The organism is Paenibacillus sp. NN59 (genome assembly GCF_057597225.1).
This window is the reverse complement of sequence record NZ_CP199678.1, coordinates 2,866,444-2,884,764: the sequence shown is the minus strand read 5'-3', so window position 1 is coordinate 2,884,764 and position 18,321 is coordinate 2,866,444. Positions and strand designations below refer to the sequence as shown.

Genomic DNA, 18,321 nt, shown 5'->3' with positions numbered 1-18,321 from the left:
TCCTGGGACGTTAACCTTTTACAGCACCTACCATTACACCGCTGATGAAAAATCGTTGCAACCATGGATAGACGAGCAGGATTGGCAACGTCGAAAATATTACGCTAGCTGCTTTCAAGCTTTCCGGTAACACATGAACTGCACCAATACCTTCATTTTGCATCAGTTCGGTGATTTGGTTTTGCTGAATCATCTGATATAACTTCAATTGTAACGGATACAACTCCGGTTTGGTAATATACATTAACGCATCCTGGAATCCATTCCAGCGTCCTACAGCGTAAAACAGGCTGAGCGTTGCCATTACCGGAAGAGATAGTGGCAGTATAATGCGCATTAACGTTCCAATCTGGGTACTGCCATCAATATCAGCAGCTTCCTCCAGACTTTCCGGAATGCCGCGAAAAAAGGTGATCAGAATAATCATATAAAACGGACTGATCAGGCCAGGAAGAATTAATCCCCAAGTGCTGTCAAGCAAATGCAAATTTTTGATCAAAATATACTCCGGGATTATTCCCCCGCTAAAAAACATCGTCACAACAATGACCAGCATGAACCATTTGCGGCCTCTCAGACTGCTTTTGGCAAGGGGATATGCTGCCATAATCGTCATAAGCATACTAAGCACCGTACTCAGAACCGTCAGCCAGATCGTGTAGATCAGGGAACGAATCATGGAGCCATCACCGAACACCTTGCCATAGGCTTCCCAGGACAGCTCTTTGGGGAAAAAGGAAACCTCTCCCGAACCGATCGCCCGGTTCGAGCTAAGCGAGATCGCAATGATATGGATAAATGGTGCAAGGCACAGTACCATCGCAATGACAATCAGAATTACATTTACTGTGTTGAATATTCGATTCGCCGTGTTTTCCGACATCTCACTCACTCCTTACAGATCATAGATGGATACCGTGTTGCCGCAGAAGCATTCATTCCGTTACATAATGCTCTCATCTGTCAATTTTTTAGATGCGTAGTTTGCACCGAGGATGAAAATCAGTCCAACGACAGCCTGGAACAGTCCCACTGCGGTCGCCAGAGTTACCTGGCCGGATTGCAGACCCAGACGGTACACAAACGTACTAAGCACATCCGAATATTCGCGTACTGCCACATTTCCGATGATGAACGGCCTGTCAAAACTGATAGAAATCATGTTACCAACGTTAATGATTAGCAAGGTAACAATCGTCGTTTTGAGGCCTGGCAGGGAGATATGCCAAATTCTGCGCAAACGGCTGGCTCCGTCTACCTCGGCTGCTTCATAGAGTTCACGGTTAATGCCTGTAAGGGATGCCAGATACAAAATCGTTCCCCAGCCTGCGCTCTGCCACACGCCCACGGCGAGATACGTAAAGATCCAATAGTTTTTATCCGATAGAAATGGAAGCGGATCAAGCCCCATGCTCATTAACATGTTGTTAACGAATCCAGATTGTGTGCCAAACACCTGGAGTACGATACCACCAATGATAACCCAGGAAATAAAGTGCGGAATGTAAAGCAACGTCTGTGCCATCTTTTTGAACCAGGCGACTCGTAATTCAAAAAGCAGAATAGCCAGAATCAGCGGTGCTGGAAAGGAGACAAGCAAGTCGAGCAAGTTAAGCATAATAGTATTGCGCAAGGCGGTATAGAACCCCTGATTCTGAAACACTTCCTTAAACCCATCGAATCCAATCCACTCACTGCCACTGATCCCTTGGAAGAAGTTAAAATCCTTGAATGCGATCTGTACCCCATACATTGGACCGTATTTGAAAATGATGAAGTATAACATGGGCAACACAAGTAATGCGTACATTTGCCAGTTTCTGCGGAAATAAGTGCCTGTCTTCATAATGTTCCCTCCAAGTCGTGAAGGATGTCTCATGGAAGGCGATCCTTACATCGCCCCCATGAAAAGTCCTGTTTAATACGGCCAGACCTGTCTAACCTGCGCTATATGATGAATAATTACTTCATCGCTTTGTAAGCCTCCGTACGCTCATCAAGAACAGCTTGGCCTCCACTTGCCATATAATCACTCATCATACTGTTATACACAGCTTCAAAATCAGCCGGTTTGGAGATGGTTGTTTTCACAATAAACTCAGAGAATTTGTCTTTTAAGCCGTTACCATAACGAGATTCCGCTTCAATTGGTTTGGAGAAACGCACGGGTTGAATCGTATCCGTATTGGAGATGGCTACCGATTTACGCATGTCATCCCGATATTTGGGATCTACCTGAACGACATAAGCCTCTTCGTTTTTCTTTTCATCTCCGACATATTTTCCGTTTACAATGATGGCAATATCACCAGAGTTGTAGATCCGACCAGCAATTTCAGGAGAAGCATCTTCTTTAATCTGCGGTACTCCGTCCACCAGTTCATAGTTCTCGTCTTTCACGCCGTATTGTAGATCAAACAAATTGTTGCCAGAAGCCATCCAATCCAGATATTTCATAGCCGCTTCTGCATTCTGACTTGTTTTAGGAATCATGACATACATCGCATTGGGTGCATATGCCGGCTTGGCAAATTTGCCTTCCGAATTTTTGAATGCATCAATCGGTGTCATCACCGCATCAGGTTTATTCGTTTGCAGGTTTTTATACGTACCTGAGATGTAAATTTCTCCGGCATCTTCACTGTAGAAACCTACTTTCCCGTTGGATACATCTTCCCATAGTTTCTTCTTGTCTTTATCCAGCCCGAAGTCTGCACTTATTAATCCCTCGTTATACAACGTGTTCATATATTTAAGTGCATCTTTGAAGCCAGGGAGCAACGTTGGATAATCATTAGAGCCTAGCTGTTGAGTCAGTGTATATCTCTGTTCTTCCGTAAGAGGTTGAATGAAAGACCAGATCAATGGCTCATATTGCGCCGAAGCGATTGACATCCCCATGGGAATGAGTGCCGAGCCCACCTTGCCCGGATCTTTCTCCTTGATTGCTTTCAAGGCTGTGTGCAGTTCTTCAGCCGTTTGAGGCGTTGGCAGTCCAAGTGCATCCAGCCAGTCCTGGCGAACATAAGAAGCGTACTTTCCTAACACCAGACGTTTACCCGGAACTGCGAATTGTTGTCCATCATACTGACCGTATGCCAGCGTGTCATCACCCAAAAATGTTTTCAGATTGCTTCCCTCTTTGTTCAGCAGATCAGTCAACTCTGTCAAACCGCCTTGTGAGGCATAACGATTAAAGGTACCGGAATCATAAGTGAATACAACATCGGGCACTTCAGAACCACTTGCCATGAGCACGTTAAGCTTCTGCACTTCTTCTGAGCGGGGAACCGGAACAAATTGAACATCAATGTTGTTCGGGTCACCAAATTCCTTTTGAATGAAGCGTGTCAGATAACTATCGGAGATGGTGTAACCAGCCGGTGTATTTCCCCGGTCAAAAATTTCTACTTTCAACGTGGTTCTGTTCCCCGCACCCGCTTCCCCGGATGATGAAGATGATGGTTCACTACCTGACGAACACGCGGATAATAATAGAGTGAATGCTGTTACCGCTGCGAGAATCGAACTTGCCTTTCCTGCCTTGCATCTCTGAAATAATTTCATTTGACCTTTCCCCTTTCGCACCCATTCTGTAATGATTCACATGATCGCCACTCCGTTATGGTTGTCCAACTCGTTGCACCTGTGAATGTCATTAATTATTACATTGTTTTCTGAAAATCGACAATAAACTATTTTCAAAACAGAATAAAGCTATTTTAACGTCAAATAACCTATCTTTATAAACAATTTTCCTGACAATAAACTATTTTCACACTAATTATGTTATATAAACTAACACAAATATAAGTTATTCTCACTCTTTTACAGGTGGTAATTCCCTCTAATTCGACAATCAACGACAAATACTAATCCATTTTCCTGATCTGCGCGCAAATAAAAAAGACCGCCTTATCAGCGGTCATTTCTAAACAATCTATGATGATGCTACCCGGCTAATTTCTTGGAGCAAGATTAAAACGCACTTCTCCAAAAATCGTATCTACTGCGCTTCCTCCGAATTCATCCAGCACATACTCTTTACTCTTGTCGAGATGTTCCAGAATTAATACGTTCAGCTTCTGATCATCATGAATCCCGCCCAGCTTGAACTGTACAGGCAAGCTCAGATGCTCAGCTGTCTCAGTCATGATCTGAACAAGCTCTGACTCATGTCTGTTCCTACTGGTCATGTAGCTTCCCGCTGGAATGTCCAAAGAATATTGCAAACCGTCTACGCTAAAACCGAAGGTACTGTTATCCGTTGTAATGTTAACCTCGCTACCCAGTTCCACGGAGCCCCAAACTTGCTGTCCATACTGATGCATTTTGTCCCCTCCTTTTGATATATGTATATATAGTTTAGAACATATTGTTTATTTTCTACTGTGTTCTTACGTCATTTTTCGAGTAGCCTCAAAAAAACTCCCCTACGACGCAACAAAAAAATGTACGTTGCTCAAGTAGAGGAGTTTTCAAAAATAATGCTTCGCTTCATTGTTCTTCTTGTTTGCCATATTGCTTGCGATAATCCCCAGGAGTCACGCCAATCACACGTTTGAACACTCTTCCAAACGAGATCGCATTAGCATACCCCACTTGCTGGGCGATATCCTGAATAGCTGTATCCGTTGATGTTAGCATTCGGCATGCTTTTTCTACTCTCAATTTCACAAGAAAATCAACAAACTTCATACCGAATTCTTCTTTGAACAAATAACTCGCATATTTACCCGAGATTTGAAAACGGTCACTCAGGTGTTTCAGCGACAGATCCGGATCATCGAAATGCTCCTCAATGTATACGCGCAGCTCGTTTATCATCGCACGGTGACTTTTCGTTTCGTTAACGGCAACATAATTGCGATAGACCTCTTTGAGCCAATCCAGCAAAATCCCCCGAATGCCTTCGAGCGTATCGTGCTCCTGAATTTGCGAGCGAAGCCGCGCCAAAAGCAGCTCATCAAATTGGTGTTGCAAACGTTCAGATAACTCCCCGAACTCACGCGCCAACATCTGAATCAACGATTGCAAGAGCATACGAATATCTTTATCGTTCATTTGGTCTTCATTGAACGCAATAAACATCTGGTCAAGCTGTGCTCGCCAGCCATCCCCCGTAAGCCTGAACTCCCGAACGATGTCTGCGAGCATTTGCAAATATTTATACGAATGCAGTTCCATGTGGCCTGGCAGTTGTTCACTGAGTACAATCGCATTCTGACCAAGGGTGAGCCGGTGCTGCAGAGCTGTGTCTGCACTGCTATAGGATCGAGTGATTTCTTCCCAGCCATTAACCGTCTGCCCGATTCCGAACGTAAACCGAATCCGGAAATGCTCAGCAATCCACATATGCAACTGTTTAGCCAAATCCATCAGAAGTTCACGACTCAGTCTTTCTTTTTCATTGCAGGCTACCACAACGATTAAACGCCGATTGCCAAACCATTCTGCCCACGCACCAAAATTGCTCTCTTTCTGCACCAGTTCCTTGAACACATTCATCAGTGCCATTTTTAGCGTATTGGAAGGAGCGGGCAGGTCTGCCCCATTCATCTCCGCTACCAATACAGCGGCGCACTGCGGTTCAAGAAACCTTTCCTCAAGCGGTTGCAAGTGACGAAGACGCTGACGGAAAGAATCTATACGTTCACCCTCCATCAAATCCACAAGCAACTGCCTGCGATGAATCAGCAGATTCTCATGATGCTGTTTCTCGTAATCTACGGTTTGAGCAATGAGATGTTCCAGCGCCCGGTCGATCAGTGCAAGCTCGTTTTTGACAGAAGGTGCGGCATCCTCTTCATGCACACGGGGCTGTAACGCCTGAATGCGATTCATCATCAGCTGCATGGGTTTTACGTTTCTACGTGTAATATAGATCAGACCTGCGACCGCACCAGCAATGGTGAGAATACCAATTCCAATCCACACATAGGACACCAGCGATACCCATGAATATAACTGACCTGTCTGAATGCCACTCTCAAAGGTAAGTCCAAGCTTCTCAGCCTTGACCTGATTAAGGACATTCCCCTCTGCCGAGTCAATCTGATGAGCCGAATATACGAGATCCCCATAGTTATTCTTCACCTGTAGAAAAGAGAGATTCGCATCCGTCATATTGTCAATTTGCCTCTCCAAGGCATACATCCGTATGGTAATAACAAGCAGACCTTCACCACCCCAAGGCAGTGGTAGCCATTTATTCATGCTGATGACCTGTGAAGGGACATCAAATGAACGTTCTTTGTAGGATCTGGGCTGATTCCAACCCAGATTCAATTTATTTTTCAACGCCTGTTCGATATACGATTTATCCTCAAATTCCTCAAAACTTACCATTCCTCTAGGTGTAATAATGCTTGAATCCGACATTCGGTAGAGGTAAATCGACTGCACCATACCCTGTTGATCCACCATACGGTTCAGATCACTGGCTGCATCATAAATAAACTGACTGGACAATTGTCCTTTTTCGGCTTCCAAAAAACGACTGTACATTGTGTTCGTTACAATTTCATCCAGCAGTCTCATCTCGATATCGCCTAACGAACGCTCCAATGTGCTGACAATGTAATGTGTGGAGATCATATCCGCTTTTTTGGTTTCTTTTCGTGACAATTCGTTAACAACCAGGAAGGAGAGAAAGATCAGAATGGAAATCGTGAGCAGAAATAGGGGGAAATATGAATAAATCAACCTGGTGTGCCATGTCCGCTTCAGATTTACCTTCATAGGCCTCAGTTCCTTCCGTTTCTACTTTAAGTTTCTAACTCCATTTCTACTCTAACGGGTAGGCCCTTCTCTGCTCTTTGGCCTGTCTGCTGACGATATACAGAATAATTGCCCCCATTGCCGCACTGATGGTACAAGCCAGATACATCATTGACGGACCGCCAGTATCCAACAAATAGCCGTTAAGCATATTTCCCACAATGCCTCCGAGTCCTGCAAACACCATGTTAAACAAGCTTTGACCTGTCGCCTGCATCTCACGTCCAGTAACAGACGCCACATATTCCACTGCCGCGATATAGAAAAATCCAAATGACAATCCGTGCAACACCTGAACACCAATCATCACTTCGGGACTTGGCCATAACCATTGAATTCCCCAGCGTAACATGTAGGCTCCCGCTGCCAGCAACATGGTTCGTTCATGTCCCCACCTGCGCAACACATAAGCGGCTACCAGCATAGAGGGTACATTGGTGATGGAAGCGATCAAAAGAGCTGTACCCGTCAAGGCAACCGAGCCACCAGCCATCTGAAATGAAATAACAAAAAAGGAGTTAAATGCTGTAAGGGTCTGATTCACCAGAAAACAACCCGTGAGAAAGAGAAGGAACGTGCGATTTCGAAGTAATCTTGCCAAACCTACGGAGAAAGTTACCGAGGACGAGGAGATGCTCGTCTGCTTGGGGAGTGTGCCCGCCAGTATTGCGCTCAAGATGTTGAAAAACAGAAAGGGCAACCATAACATATGAATGGAAAACTGGGAGAGATACATCCCTGCAGCGAATCCGCCAACCCCTGTCCCCAGGCTTCCGAACAGCCGAATCATACCGTAAGAGGTATTCGCCGCTCTTGCTGCCGTTACCGCGTAGGAGTCAGCTACAGGTATCTGTGTCACTTGAAATATAGTGCACAAAGTATAAATCAAAATTAATATAATGTACACCTGAATATTATAAAAATACGCTAACGCTGCTGGAACAAGCAGGCTGACCACCAATACAAGGCGTGTTTTTTTGAATTTATCCACCAAAATCCCCCAGACTGGCTGGAGAATGATGGATATTAATGTTCCAAATGCCATGATGAATCCGGTATCCTTACTCGAAAAACCCTGAGCAACCAATATCGGATTGATGTAAGGGTTAAATATGCCTCCAGCAAGTCCCATAAACAGATATAAACCCTGCAATTTAATTAATACAGCTTTTGCTTCATTGAATTCGGCTTTTGTTTTTTTTGTAGTAGCCGTCATATGTCTATCGCTCATCCGGATCTCCATCCTTTGATTTCTGTAGTCTCTGTGTATGGTTTACTCCTATGACTAGCCGCTACATACGTTCAAGGTGACGTCTAATGGAAGCTAGCGCCCCGATTGCCCCTGCTTTATTGCCAAGCTCGGCAATAACCACTTGGACCGGGAGCACAACATAACGTTTGAGTCTGGCCTGAACTTCATTCAGATAATAGGCTGGATTGGATGCAGCTACTCCGCCGCCGAGTACGATAATCGACGGGTTCAGCAGCGCCGTAATATTCGCGAGTCCTCTTGCCATATAACGCATAGGCAGTTCCAGAATTTCAAGTGCAGCTACATCGCCTGACTCCGCCGCCTTGAACACATGTCTTGCTTCAATCTGTTGCACTTCGCCTCCGGCCAGACTCCAGATCAGGGATAGTTCACTTCCCTTACCCGAATTAAAATAATGCCTTGCCCGCTCCGTAATGCCGGTCCCCGACGTCACTTGTTCAAATACACCGAAGGCATCACCATCTGCTACATATTCGGAACTCAGTCCCTCATCACCTGTGATAAAATGTCCTATCTCACCGGCCGCACCGTGCTGCCCACTGTGCAATTCTCCATTGAGCACGAGCGCAGCGCCAATGCCTGTACCTACGGTTACCATTACACTATGACGATGTCCTTTGGCTGCCCCCTGATCCACTTCTCCCATGGCCGCCATGTTCACATCGTTATCCAGAACGATCTTTCCGCTGTAGTATTTGGCGATAATCGGGCGAATATCTTCTTCGGGCCACTGGAATGCAGGAGCATTCCGAAGCACAGCTTCATCTTGCAAAATAACACCCGGGAAACCTAGCCCTACACCCGCGAGCCGATCCCAATCACATCCAATCTCTACACAGAACGTTTTTAATTCCGTGAATAACCACTGGAAAAACAGTTCCGGTTGCTCCGCGGATTGTGTTGGCAATCTGCGCTCATGCACTTCTCCACCGCATTTCTGTTTGGATAACAACATCAGTATTTTGGTTCCTCCGATGTCAATACCGGCGACCCATGAGCCTTTCGCTTCGAACCCTTCAAGCTGTGCTTCTGTCATTACACTTCCTCCTTGGCAGATCTGTTCTTTATTATTGGTAGTACAACGGTTCAAAACTTATTTTCTTTGATTTCTACTCTTCAGTCGTCGCTTGTTTAAGCTTCATCAATGTATGTTGCAAAGCTACTTGCACAGCCCCTGTAACGACCGCTCGCTCTCCAAGATCCGAACATATCAGCTGTGGTTGCACCGGAAATTGTTCGGCAACAGCTTTCCTTAGCAGAGGTAACAATACATCACCATTCCCGCCAATGCCGCCTCCAAGCACGATTAATTCAGGGGCAAGCAACGTGCTAATCTGACGCAACGCCGAAGCGATCATCTGACTGTACTCCTTCATCATGCTTATAGCCCATCCCTCTCCGCTACGAGTCGCCGCAAAGATATCCTCAGGTTGCATGTCTGAACTTAAAAGGCCTTTTAAGTAATGTCGCTTCGCCAGGCTTATCAGCCCATCAGCCGACAACACATCTTCCAGACGGCGGCCATCCTGCATCCGCATCTCAGCTACTTCACCAGTTAGTCCCCCCAAGCCATGTAATAAATGACCCTGAACCATAATCCCTGCACCCGTTCCCGCCCCAATGGAGAAAAATATGAACAAAGGCGAATTCATCGCAGCTCCCTTTCTATATTCCCCAAGCGCAGCGAGATTCACATCATTGTCCAGCATAATATCACATGGAAAAGCACGAGCTAAGGCATCACGGGAGAAGTCCTGCTCCATGCCTGCAAGCGGGTCAACAATCCGGCTAATCTTGCCTGAGACAGGCAAGACAACACCTGGAATTCCAAACCCAATGCAGCGAAGATCACTCCACTGAAGGCGATTGTTCTGAAGCAGCTGATCCACATAGCTGTGTAACAAGCGAAGTACAGGCACCTCAGAGACAACAGATGTCTCATACCCACCCTCGACTTCGACCTTTCCAGAGGACTGTACGATTGCTGAGTTGAACTGCACGTACTGATCTGGATCAATTGGCGGATAGGTATCATACGCAATGATTTGCCCATTCAGGTCAGACAGGGCAATTCGAATTCGTGTAGCCCCGATATCAATACCGCAGACATAATAAGCTGTTTCATTAAATTGAATTAACGTGGCCTTGCGCCCTTGGGCATTGTCTGCCCGACCTGTCTCCTTCACCAGATTACGCTCAATCAGGTGCTCTACCGCTGATGATACTGTCGGTTTACTAAGTCCTGTTTGACGGCTGATATCCGCTCTCGACATGGAGCCTTGTGTAATCAAGGCATCCATAATCAAGTTTTCATTCAGATTACGGATATATTGCGGTGTGCCAGCCATTTTATCACCTCCGCTCCATAGTTAGTTAAGTTTCTTAACGAATTAAATTCAATATATCATCCACTTTGAAGTGTGTACAGCACATTTTCCGTAAATCCACAACGCAAAAAGGACCAAATGGGAATGGTTTCCCCACTTCGTCCTTATCCACGCTTGAACCTGTACAATATCATATATTATGACTTCGAAAGCTCGATAAAACCTTCCCCGAATACGTCGCGCACGTCATGAATGGTGATAAACGCAATCTCATCCTCTGCACGTACAATTTTCTTCAGCATTGGAACTTCTTGCTTGCTGATCACAATATACAAAATCTCTTTCGGATTCTTCGTATAATAACCGTGGCCGGACAGAACTGTAACCCCACGATCCATCTTCTCAATGACCTGCTTCGCGATCTGATCCTGCTTCGATGAGATAATCATAACTGCTTTTTTCGGATTCAATCCTTCAATAATAAATTCCATCGTTTTCGTTCCAACGAATAGCAATACAATCGTACACATCAAACCCTGTGGCCCAATGATAAAGTAAGAAGAGAATGCCACGATCAGATCAAAGAAAAGCAATCCGTAGCTGATATTCCAATCCAGGTATTTGTTCGCAAGCCGTGCCAGAATGACCGTGCCTGCCGTTGTTCCTCCTACTTTAACAATTAAACCGATCCCGAGACCTGCAAATACACCTGCAAAAATGGTATTAACCCATAGCTCATCTGATGCAATGCTCCAGCTTTCTGTCAGGTGCAGGAAGAGCGAGTTAAAGATAACCGCAATAATCGTATACACTGTCGTGGTTCGATCCAAAAACTTATAACCTACGAGTAGTAATATACCGTTGAGAATCAGGTTCATCAGTCCGGGAGACCAGTGAAAGAGATAATACAAAATGATCGTGATCCCTGTTACGCCTCCCTCTGCCAGATCATTGGGGATGACAAACAAGTTTACCGCCAGCGCAAACAGAAACGCACCAGCCATAATAAATAAAATATCCGTGATTCTTCTTTTCATTCGGCGCTCCATCCAATCCATCCAAAAATAATAGCTTATCTAAATCTTCTAATTAATCGCCTTACCTTAACTAATACATCTAAATTAACTCTCTACCTAATAATCTGTCATATACACTCCAGGATAGATTCTACCATGCTCTTCGCAAAATTTGTATACATAATACAAATTGTTGCGTCATTTGTGCAAAGGAAATTTGAAAACGCCATCTTTTCACGCTCTGTATCATGTAAAACGGAAACTGACCATGACAAATGTCATGGTCGATACTTGATATTTGTCATTACAGCAGGCTGACGTTTGTGACTTACCGTCATGCGCGCATTCTTTTACAATGATAAAAACGCTTCCTAAAAGAGCATTATCGGGAATCGGCAGGGTACAGACCGCTATGGTTTGTACGCATAAGGAGGAACATGTATGAGTAGAAGCAAAGAAATGGCGCTAAAAAAAGAAGTTACACCTTTTGAAAAAAACGATCTCAAACTTAGCATTCGTCAATTAATCAATACATTAGTCCCGCTCTTTATATTATGGGCAGCTGCATATTACAGCTTATCGATCTCGTACTGGCTTACGTTCCCTATTGCACTAGTGGCATCGGGATTCGTGCTTCGAACGTTTATTATTTTTCATGACTGCTGTCACGGCTCATTCTTCAAAAGCAAACGGGCTAACGATATTCTCGGCACCATCACGGGCGTATTAACCTTGACTCCCTACCAGCAATGGAAAGCAGAGCACTCGATCCACCATGCAACAAGCGGCAATCTGGATAAACGCGGTGTAGGTGACATCTGGGTTATGACCGTCGATGAATATAAGTCTGCAACACCTTGGATGCGTCTCTTCTATCGTGTGTATCGTAACCCGGTGATCATGTTTGGCATTGGACCGATCTATGTGTTTCTGTTTGCCTATCGTTTTAACCGCAAAGCGGCAAGACGCAAGGAAAGAATTAATACCCATTTAACAACAATTCTAATCATTGCTCTATATAGCTTTATGTGCTGGCTGATTGGATGGCAAGCTTTTGTCATGGTGCAAGCACCCGTATTTTTCTTCTCCGGTTTCTTTGGCATCTGGCTGTTCTACGTACAGCACCAGTTTGAAGAGACATATTTCGAACACGAAGACGAATGGAGTTATGTCAAAGCAGCAGTAGAAGGAAGCTCCTATTACAAGCTGCCGAAGTTGCTACAATGGATCAGCGGAAATATTGGATTCCACCATGTGCATCACTTGAGCCCACGTGTGCCGAACTACTATCTGGAAGAAGCACATAACTCAACACCGCCTTTGCAGAAGGCCACAACGATCACACTACGTTCCAGTCTGGTTGCACTCCGCTTCCGTCTGTGGGATGAAGAGCATAAACAATTCATCAGTTTCAGAGAGCTGAAACAAGCATCACGCAAAAAGTATATTCCGAATCCTATTCGGGTAACTAATCAAGCGGGTCTGACAGAGAAGCCTTAGGCTCTGTCGGATTCGTTTTCTTGTATTCGGACAGCAGTCATGCTACAGTCAGGCTAAAGTCCAGTAACACCTTTTTCAAGGAGGAGAATGATATTCAGAAGTGGTCGCAACTATTTTATAAAAATACAGGGTTGAATCCATATGTATGGCTTGTTTTTTTCATTCTGCCCTTCTACTACATCTCTCAATATTCGCAATTGTGGACACTGGTGACCGGCATTATCATTATTCTTGTATTTTTCGTGTGTTATCTACTGGCCTTCATTACCAAGGGCTGGCAGGTCTACATGTGGATCGGACTACTGATTGCCATATCCATTACGATGACGATTGCATATGATTATGCTTATTTCTCATTATTTCTCGCTTTTTTTATTGGCAATATTAAAAATAAAGCTGGATTTTTCACCCTTTACTCGGTAAATCTCGGTGCAAGCTTCCTTACGGTCAATTATGGTTTTATCAATCAAAACTCAATGCTGCTCAGCCAGTTTCCATTTGTCTTTATCAGCCTGATGGCCTCTATTCTCCTACCGATTAGCACGTACAATAAAAACAAGCGAGAGCAACTAGAAGGCCAGCTGGAAAGTGCGAACAAACGGCTGGACGATCTGGTGAAAATGGAAGAGCGTCAACGGATTGCACGAGACTTACACGATACACTGGGGCAAAAGCTCTCGCTGATCGGTCTCAAAACCGATCTGGCCAAGCGCTTGCTTCGCAAAAATCCGGATCAAGCCATCATTGAACTGAATGAACTTAGACAGACAGCAAGCACAGCTTTGAAGGAAGTTCGCGAGATGGTTACAACGATGCGCGGAACGCAACTTGTGGATGAGATGTTCCGGGCGGAGCAGATTCTGAAAGCCGCTTCCATTGAATTTATTTTACAAGGCAACCCCAAGCTACAGGACACCTCTCAATTAAATGAAAATGTGCTCGGAATGTGTTTAAAGGAAGCGGTGACTAATGTAGTCAAACACAGTCAGGCTACGAGGTGTATTATTGGAATTAAAGAAACCCCTTCCCACAATGTCTTAACCGTAGACGATAATGGGATAGGCATGGAGCGCACGCGCAAGCAAGATCGACGCGGAACGGGCATTCTCGGCATGAAAGAACGACTGGAATTTGTGAACGGCTGCATGGACATTCGGTCAGGTACAGGAATCGAAGGTACATCGCTGATCATCCATGTGCCCAAGCTGGTACGCAAACCGATAAAGGAGGCAGAAGAATGATCAGAATCGTCATTGCTGAAGATCAGCGCATGATGCTAGGCGCATTATCTTCGCTACTTAATCTGGAGGAAGACATGGAGGTTGTTGGACAAGCTAGCAATGGCCAGGAAGCTCTTGCGCTCGTACAACAACATGCGCCTGATATCTGTTTAATGGATATCGAAATGCCTGTTAAGAGTGGGTTAGAAGCTGCCGAGGAACTCAAAGGCATGAACTGCAAAGTCATTATTCTTACCACGTTTGCCAGAACCGGATATTTCGAACGTGCGCTTAAAGGCGGTGTTCGCGGTTATTTGCTTAAGGACAGCCCTATAGAAGAGCTCGCCGAAGCGATTCGTCAAGTGATGAATGGCAGACGCATCTTCGCTCCTGATCTGGTCGATGAAGCTTATGTAGAGGAAAATCCATTAACCGAACGTGAACACGCTGTGCTTGGCCTCATGGCTGACGGAAAAAACACGAAGGAAATTGCCGGACACTTGTTCATTACAACGGGCACTGTTCGGAATTACATCTCGATTATTCTTAACAAATTGAATGCAAGTAACCGCATTGAAGCGATCACCCGTTCCAAAGAAAAAGGGTGGTTTAAGTGAAGGAGCCGGTAATGGACGCAAACGATAAACGGTCCCCATTACCTTGCATCAGAAACGCAATAACCAAAAAGGCTCGGCTCAAGAAGGTTCCTCTTGTGCCAAGCTTTTTTTGGTTATTTGCCTTTGGTTTGACTGTTCGCGATCATCATTGAGATACGTCCATGCAATAAGCCATCATTTTACCGACACAACCATGCCAAGCGCATCCAGTGGAACTTGGTCTGTTTTCAACTGATGAATTCGTTTGCCGTCTTGCCATGAAATTGCAACACGCACGCTTTTTCCGCCACTAGCATATTGCACGTCCACAAATCCTTTGTCTTTGGGGGCAGGAAGCGTATGTGACTCCAGATACTCAACCATTTTCTTCGCAATCCCTGGGTTGTTCATCTGATCCTCAGACACAGATCGAATCTGTAATGTCCACCGGCCCTCTTGCCATGTCAGATACTGACTCCCTGCGGCACCTTCCACCATACCTTTAATTCCGTGTCCCAAATCCACACTCATATCTTTCGGTATGTTTTGCACATCCGTTTGAGGGAATAAGTCCGTTTGATCGGGATTCTCATAGGTTTTCACTTCATAACTGGCTAACCAAGGCGTTTTACTGTTTGACTTCGTAAATGAGGGATCATTTAAAGTCGTTGGTTTGTCTCCTGTATAGAAGTTTACATGTGAAGCATCTATCGTATTTGTTGTAATGGCTGCGCCCAAATACTGACCCTTAGCTAATGGGAGGGTTGTCGGAAGTGACACATCCTGATTCTTCAACTCATTACGAACAGCCTTTACCACTTCGTCAACATCGGATAACTCTGAATGAGTTGTACTTTCATTCGTGTTTGAATTGGCTGTGCTGTCTTTGACCGTTGAAGCAGAAGAATCATCGGAAGAAGCGGAGTTCCCGCTGCCAGACTGCGTTTGCTCACTACCGGTTGTTGTAGATGTTTGCCCACTTGTTGATGGCTGATTGGAGTCTGGCCCTCCGCATCCAGCCAGCGCGAGCACAACGGCTGTCGTCACCGGAATGGTCATCCATATCGATTGTTTTTTCATGATGTATACCTCCTAATGATTGCACCGGCCCAGTTTTTAGTTTTTCGTTTCAAGTAACCTGTTCTCAGCGCTTGTCATTCCAGAAATTCACCGGTTGCACATTTTTGGTTAAAATTTCGAATTGATATCCTTCCGCCTTCAATGTTTTCAATACTTGAGGCAATACTTTCAACGTAGCCTCCTGATCATGCATAAGTACTACAGGCGTGGTACCATTTTTGTGGACGTTGTGAACTTGCTGCATGACGTTGTTGTAAACTTTCTGATGATCCTTTTTGTATTTCCAGTCGAGTGAGTCAACATTCCAATCCCACAGATGAAATCCTCCCTGCGCTAGAAGCACGTTACGATAAGCAGGTTTCAAATAAGGTTTACTGCCATAGGGCGTGCGTACAAGACTCGTTTTAACACCTGCAACCTTATTCAAGCTTTTATTGGCTTGTTGCATTTCTTTCAATCCGCTGTAAGCATTTTTATAAAATTTGCTTGGCACATGGGTTACACCATGCAATCCAAGTCCATGTCCTTCTTTGACAATACGCTTCGTTGCTTTCTGATATTGCTCCATATGAGGCCCGAGCATGAAAAAGGTAGCTTTAACTTTATATTGATCCAAAATATCGAGAAGTTGATCGGTATGTGCTGTAGGGCCATCATCAAAAGTCAGATATAAAATTTTCGTACTGGCCTTAGAGTTTGATTTATCGGCGGATGACGCTGTGGCCGATGCAGACTGTGGCGACAATAACAACGGAAACAGAAGTAAAATAGCAAGTGTAGCAACGAATGATTTACGAAGTTGTAGCATAATAATAGTCTCCCTTGTGTGTGTTTTTACCCGGGTGTGTGTATCCTCTTAACTCGTATCCCTTGGCGATTAATTTTAATAGTATCAGAGACACCTTTCACTCTTCTCGCTTCAAAGGCTACGGATGAGTTACACTTTTGTCAGATAAACTTAAAAATTAAAACGATTTTGATAGATTTGATCTCCAACCTAGCATCTGTATCCATAGATCAATGTTGACATATTATTTATTACCCTATTTTTATATTCTGATAGACTTATAATGAATTTAGGAGGATTGAACACAGCAAAAAAGCTTGCACGAATGCAAGCTTTCTTCCGTATACACCACAACCTGAGTGAAGCACTGACCATTTTATAAAATGACTTGGTACTCCTTCTAGGGATACAGTAGTAGGCTATACGGTATGTAATGTTACGAATATACGCTTTGATGTTTAGCTCTGCTTACTCCGCAGGAGCCGTAAATGAACGTTTGCTGAACTCTGCATCCAGCATGTAGAAGGCGTTGCTGTCATTCTCAATGCGGCGCAGCTTCTGAATGATGTTATCAAACAAAGCTTCCTCTTCAACCTGTTCATCGATGAACCATTTCAAGAAATACATGGTTGCGTGTTCACGCTCATTCAGCGCGATATCTGCCAGCGCATAAAATTTCTTCGTGTTTTGCTGTTCGTGTGCATAACCGTGTTCAAACACATCCAGCATGGAGTTGTATTCGTTTTTCGGTTCAGGCATCGCAGCCAGTGTAGCACGATGTCCGCGGTCATTCAGAAATTTATAAATTTTCATGCCATGGAAACGTTCTTCTTCCGCTTGTACGAGGAAAAAATTAGCGAATCCATCCAGGCTTTTACTGGAACAATACGCAGCCATCGCCATGTATACATGAGCAGAGTAAAACTCGAAGTTCATCTGCTCGTTTAAAGACGCTGTCAGTTCTTGACTCATGAAAAAACACCTCTTTCTGTGGGAATGTTTTCATTTTAACACAACACGAAAGTAGCTTGCATCCGATTTTCTACATTATTCGTCAAAGGACGAATTCACGGAACATAATAATAAAAAAGCTCTGCCATGACGGCAGAGCTTTCTTTTATCATTTTTATAAAAATGATTATACCAAGAACGCTTTGGAGATGATTACCAACAGGATGAACAGAACCAGAATCGCGCCTACAGAAGTGAAACCACCATAGCCGTAACCTCTTGTTTCTCCACCTAAAACTTCGCTCATTGATTGTACCTCCTCTGCAACAGGTATGGGTTATCTTATGCAGAGAACAAAACTTTGACAGGGCGAATGCCCCATTGTTAAAATTCGTTTGAATTCATTTTGAATCAGTACCGTGGCGACTGTACCTGCATGATATCCATAAAAGGCACCTTCGCCGTGAATTCTTCTTCCGTATGCTCAACATGTACAAGGCGTGTACGGGAGTCCATTTTTACAATAATACCCTGTACCTGCTCCTCCTTACCCCAGACGGTCAATAACACTTCTGAGCGCTCATGAAAAGCCTCCACAAGTTGATTCCCTAATTCCTCCAGTTCGAACTCATCCCGTGTGGGTCTTTTTGCGACTTTTGCTTTGGCCAAAACAGCTACCTCCTCTACTACGACGTCCCGATTCCACGGTTGCTTGCCGAGTGCGTATTCAATTAGTATACCATTCATTTACGTGTGTGTAATGCCATAACACCTTTTTTTCGGTCGATTCC

General features: G+C 44.5%; 17 protein-coding genes. 3 read left to right on the top strand and 14 right to left on the bottom strand.

The features are described 5' to 3' along the window. Window positions 1-10: 10 nt before the first annotated feature. From ACT89M_RS12925 to ACT89M_RS12885, 9 genes are all read right to left on the bottom strand, one after another. Window positions 11-883 (bottom strand): carbohydrate ABC transporter permease, encoded by an 873-nt coding sequence (locus tag ACT89M_RS12925; protein ID WP_090920547.1) that lies wholly within the window; start codon window positions 881-883, stop codon window positions 11-13. Window positions 884-943: 60 nt separating this feature from the next. Further along, complete coding sequence (locus tag ACT89M_RS12920) at window positions 944-1,846, bottom strand: ABC transporter permease (RefSeq protein WP_487345275.1); 903 nt, start codon at window positions 1,844-1,846, stop codon at window positions 944-946. Between the two features lie 116 nt (window positions 1,847-1,962). Continuing rightward, window positions 1,963-3,567: an extracellular solute-binding protein gene (locus ACT89M_RS12915; protein ID WP_154886161.1), complete on the bottom strand. Its 1,605-nt coding sequence runs from the start codon at window positions 3,565-3,567 to the stop codon at window positions 1,963-1,965. 392 nt (window positions 3,568-3,959) lie between these two features. Then, window positions 3,960-4,331: a protein kinase family protein gene (locus ACT89M_RS12910; RefSeq protein WP_154886162.1), complete on the bottom strand. Its 372-nt coding sequence runs from the start codon at window positions 4,329-4,331 to the stop codon at window positions 3,960-3,962. 166 nt (window positions 4,332-4,497) lie between these two features. Then, window positions 4,498-6,741: a helix-turn-helix domain-containing protein gene (locus ACT89M_RS12905; RefSeq protein WP_154886163.1), complete on the bottom strand. Its 2,244-nt coding sequence runs from the start codon at window positions 6,739-6,741 to the stop codon at window positions 4,498-4,500. A 46-nt stretch (window positions 6,742-6,787) separates the two neighbouring features. Beyond that, entirely contained in the window at window positions 6,788-8,011 is a 1,224-nt protein-coding gene (locus ACT89M_RS12900; RefSeq protein ID WP_244159311.1) for an MFS transporter, read from the bottom strand. Between the two features lie 61 nt (window positions 8,012-8,072). Continuing rightward, window positions 8,073-9,089 carry an ROK family protein gene (locus ACT89M_RS12895; RefSeq protein ID WP_253494949.1) on the bottom strand — a complete coding sequence of 339 codons (1,017 nt, stop codon included), beginning with the start codon at window positions 9,087-9,089 and terminating at the stop codon, window positions 8,073-8,075. A gap of 73 nt (window positions 9,090-9,162) precedes the next feature. Then, on the bottom strand, window positions 9,163-10,401 hold the full coding sequence (locus ACT89M_RS12890) for an ROK family transcriptional regulator (protein ID WP_487345274.1): 1,239 nt from the start codon (window positions 10,399-10,401) through the stop codon (window positions 9,163-9,165). Between the two features lie 176 nt (window positions 10,402-10,577). Continuing rightward, complete coding sequence (locus ACT89M_RS12885) at window positions 10,578-11,417, bottom strand: YitT family protein (RefSeq protein WP_090920568.1); 840 nt, start codon at window positions 11,415-11,417, stop codon at window positions 10,578-10,580. A 420-nt stretch (window positions 11,418-11,837) separates the two neighbouring features. On the opposite strand from ACT89M_RS12885, the gene desA reads away from it, so the two are divergent. From desA to ACT89M_RS12870, 3 genes are all read left to right on the top strand, one after another. Next, complete coding sequence (desA, locus tag ACT89M_RS12880; protein ID WP_154886166.1) at window positions 11,838-12,896, top strand: Delta(5) desaturase DesA; 1,059 nt, start codon at window positions 11,838-11,840, stop codon at window positions 12,894-12,896. Window positions 12,897-12,988: 92 nt separating this feature from the next. Further along, window positions 12,989-14,137, top strand: coding sequence for a sensor histidine kinase (locus ACT89M_RS12875; protein WP_487345313.1), 1,149 nt, complete (start codon window positions 12,989-12,991; stop codon window positions 14,135-14,137). After that, window positions 14,134-14,733, top strand: coding sequence for a response regulator transcription factor (locus ACT89M_RS12870; RefSeq protein ID WP_154984201.1), 600 nt, complete (start codon window positions 14,134-14,136; stop codon window positions 14,731-14,733). Before ACT89M_RS12875 ends, ACT89M_RS12870 begins: the two co-directional genes overlap by 4 nt. A 174-nt stretch (window positions 14,734-14,907) precedes the next feature. Here ACT89M_RS12870 and ACT89M_RS12865 read toward each other — a convergent pair whose 3' ends face one another. The 5 genes from ACT89M_RS12865 to ACT89M_RS12845 all read right to left on the bottom strand — a co-directional run bounded on the left by ACT89M_RS12865 (window position 14,908) and on the right by ACT89M_RS12845 (window position 18,199). After that, a complete protein-coding gene (locus tag ACT89M_RS12865) occupies window positions 14,908-15,792 on the bottom strand; it encodes a hypothetical protein (protein WP_487345273.1) in 885 nt (294 codons plus the stop codon). A gap of 64 nt (window positions 15,793-15,856) precedes the next feature. After that, the gene (locus tag ACT89M_RS12860; RefSeq protein ID WP_487345272.1) at window positions 15,857-16,600 is read right to left on the bottom strand and encodes a polysaccharide deacetylase family protein; all 744 of its coding nucleotides are present in this window, start codon (window positions 16,598-16,600) and stop codon (window positions 15,857-15,859) included. 447 nt (window positions 16,601-17,047) lie between these two features. Then, on the bottom strand, window positions 17,048-17,551 hold the full coding sequence (locus ACT89M_RS12855) for a ferritin (RefSeq protein ID WP_090920581.1): 504 nt from the start codon (window positions 17,549-17,551) through the stop codon (window positions 17,048-17,050). 166 nt (window positions 17,552-17,717) lie between these two features. Further along, a complete protein-coding gene (locus ACT89M_RS12850) occupies window positions 17,718-17,837 on the bottom strand; it encodes a hypothetical protein (RefSeq protein WP_017688846.1) in 120 nt (39 codons plus the stop codon). Between the two features lie 104 nt (window positions 17,838-17,941). Further along, window positions 17,942-18,199, bottom strand: a complete 258-nt coding sequence (locus ACT89M_RS12845; RefSeq protein WP_090920584.1) for a YolD-like family protein — start codon at window positions 18,197-18,199, stop codon at window positions 17,942-17,944. Window positions 18,200-18,321 lie beyond the last annotated feature (122 nt).

Excerpts from the sequence above, each read along its gene's own strand:
- ACT89M_RS12925 (WP_090920547.1), bottom strand. The coding sequence starts at position 883 with ATGTCGGAAAACACGGCGAATCGAATATTCAACACAGTAAATGTAATT.
- ACT89M_RS12920 (WP_487345275.1), bottom strand. The coding sequence starts at position 1,846 with ATGAAGACAGGCACTTATTTCCGCAGAAACTGGCAAATGTACGCATTA.
- ACT89M_RS12915 (WP_154886161.1), bottom strand. The coding sequence starts at position 3,567 with ATGAAATTATTTCAGAGATGCAAGGCAGGAAAGGCAAGTTCGATTCTC.
- ACT89M_RS12910 (WP_154886162.1), bottom strand. The coding sequence starts at position 4,331 with ATGCATCAGTATGGACAGCAAGTTTGGGGCTCCGTGGAACTGGGTAGC.
- ACT89M_RS12905 (WP_154886163.1), bottom strand. The coding sequence starts at position 6,741 with ATGAAGGTAAATCTGAAGCGGACATGGCACACCAGGTTGATTTATTCA.
- ACT89M_RS12900 (WP_244159311.1), bottom strand. The coding sequence starts at position 8,011 with ATGAGCGATAGACATATGACGGCTACTACAAAAAAAACAAAAGCCGAA.
- ACT89M_RS12895 (WP_253494949.1), bottom strand. The coding sequence starts at position 9,089 with ATGACAGAAGCACAGCTTGAAGGGTTCGAAGCGAAAGGCTCATGGGTC.
- ACT89M_RS12890 (WP_487345274.1), bottom strand. The coding sequence starts at position 10,401 with ATGGCTGGCACACCGCAATATATCCGTAATCTGAATGAAAACTTGATT.
- ACT89M_RS12885 (WP_090920568.1), bottom strand. The coding sequence starts at position 11,417 with ATGAAAAGAAGAATCACGGATATTTTATTTATTATGGCTGGTGCGTTT.
- desA (WP_154886166.1), top strand. The coding sequence starts at position 11,838 with ATGAGTAGAAGCAAAGAAATGGCGCTAAAAAAAGAAGTTACACCTTTT.
- ACT89M_RS12870 (WP_154984201.1), top strand. The coding sequence starts at position 14,134 with ATGATCAGAATCGTCATTGCTGAAGATCAGCGCATGATGCTAGGCGCA.
- ACT89M_RS12865 (WP_487345273.1), bottom strand. The coding sequence starts at position 15,792 with ATGAAAAAACAATCGATATGGATGACCATTCCGGTGACGACAGCCGTT.
- ACT89M_RS12860 (WP_487345272.1), bottom strand. The coding sequence starts at position 16,600 with ATGCTACAACTTCGTAAATCATTCGTTGCTACACTTGCTATTTTACTT.
- ACT89M_RS12855 (WP_090920581.1), bottom strand. The coding sequence starts at position 17,551 with ATGAGTCAAGAACTGACAGCGTCTTTAAACGAGCAGATGAACTTCGAG.
- ACT89M_RS12850 (WP_017688846.1), bottom strand. The coding sequence starts at position 17,837 with ATGAGCGAAGTTTTAGGTGGAGAAACAAGAGGTTACGGCTATGGTGGT.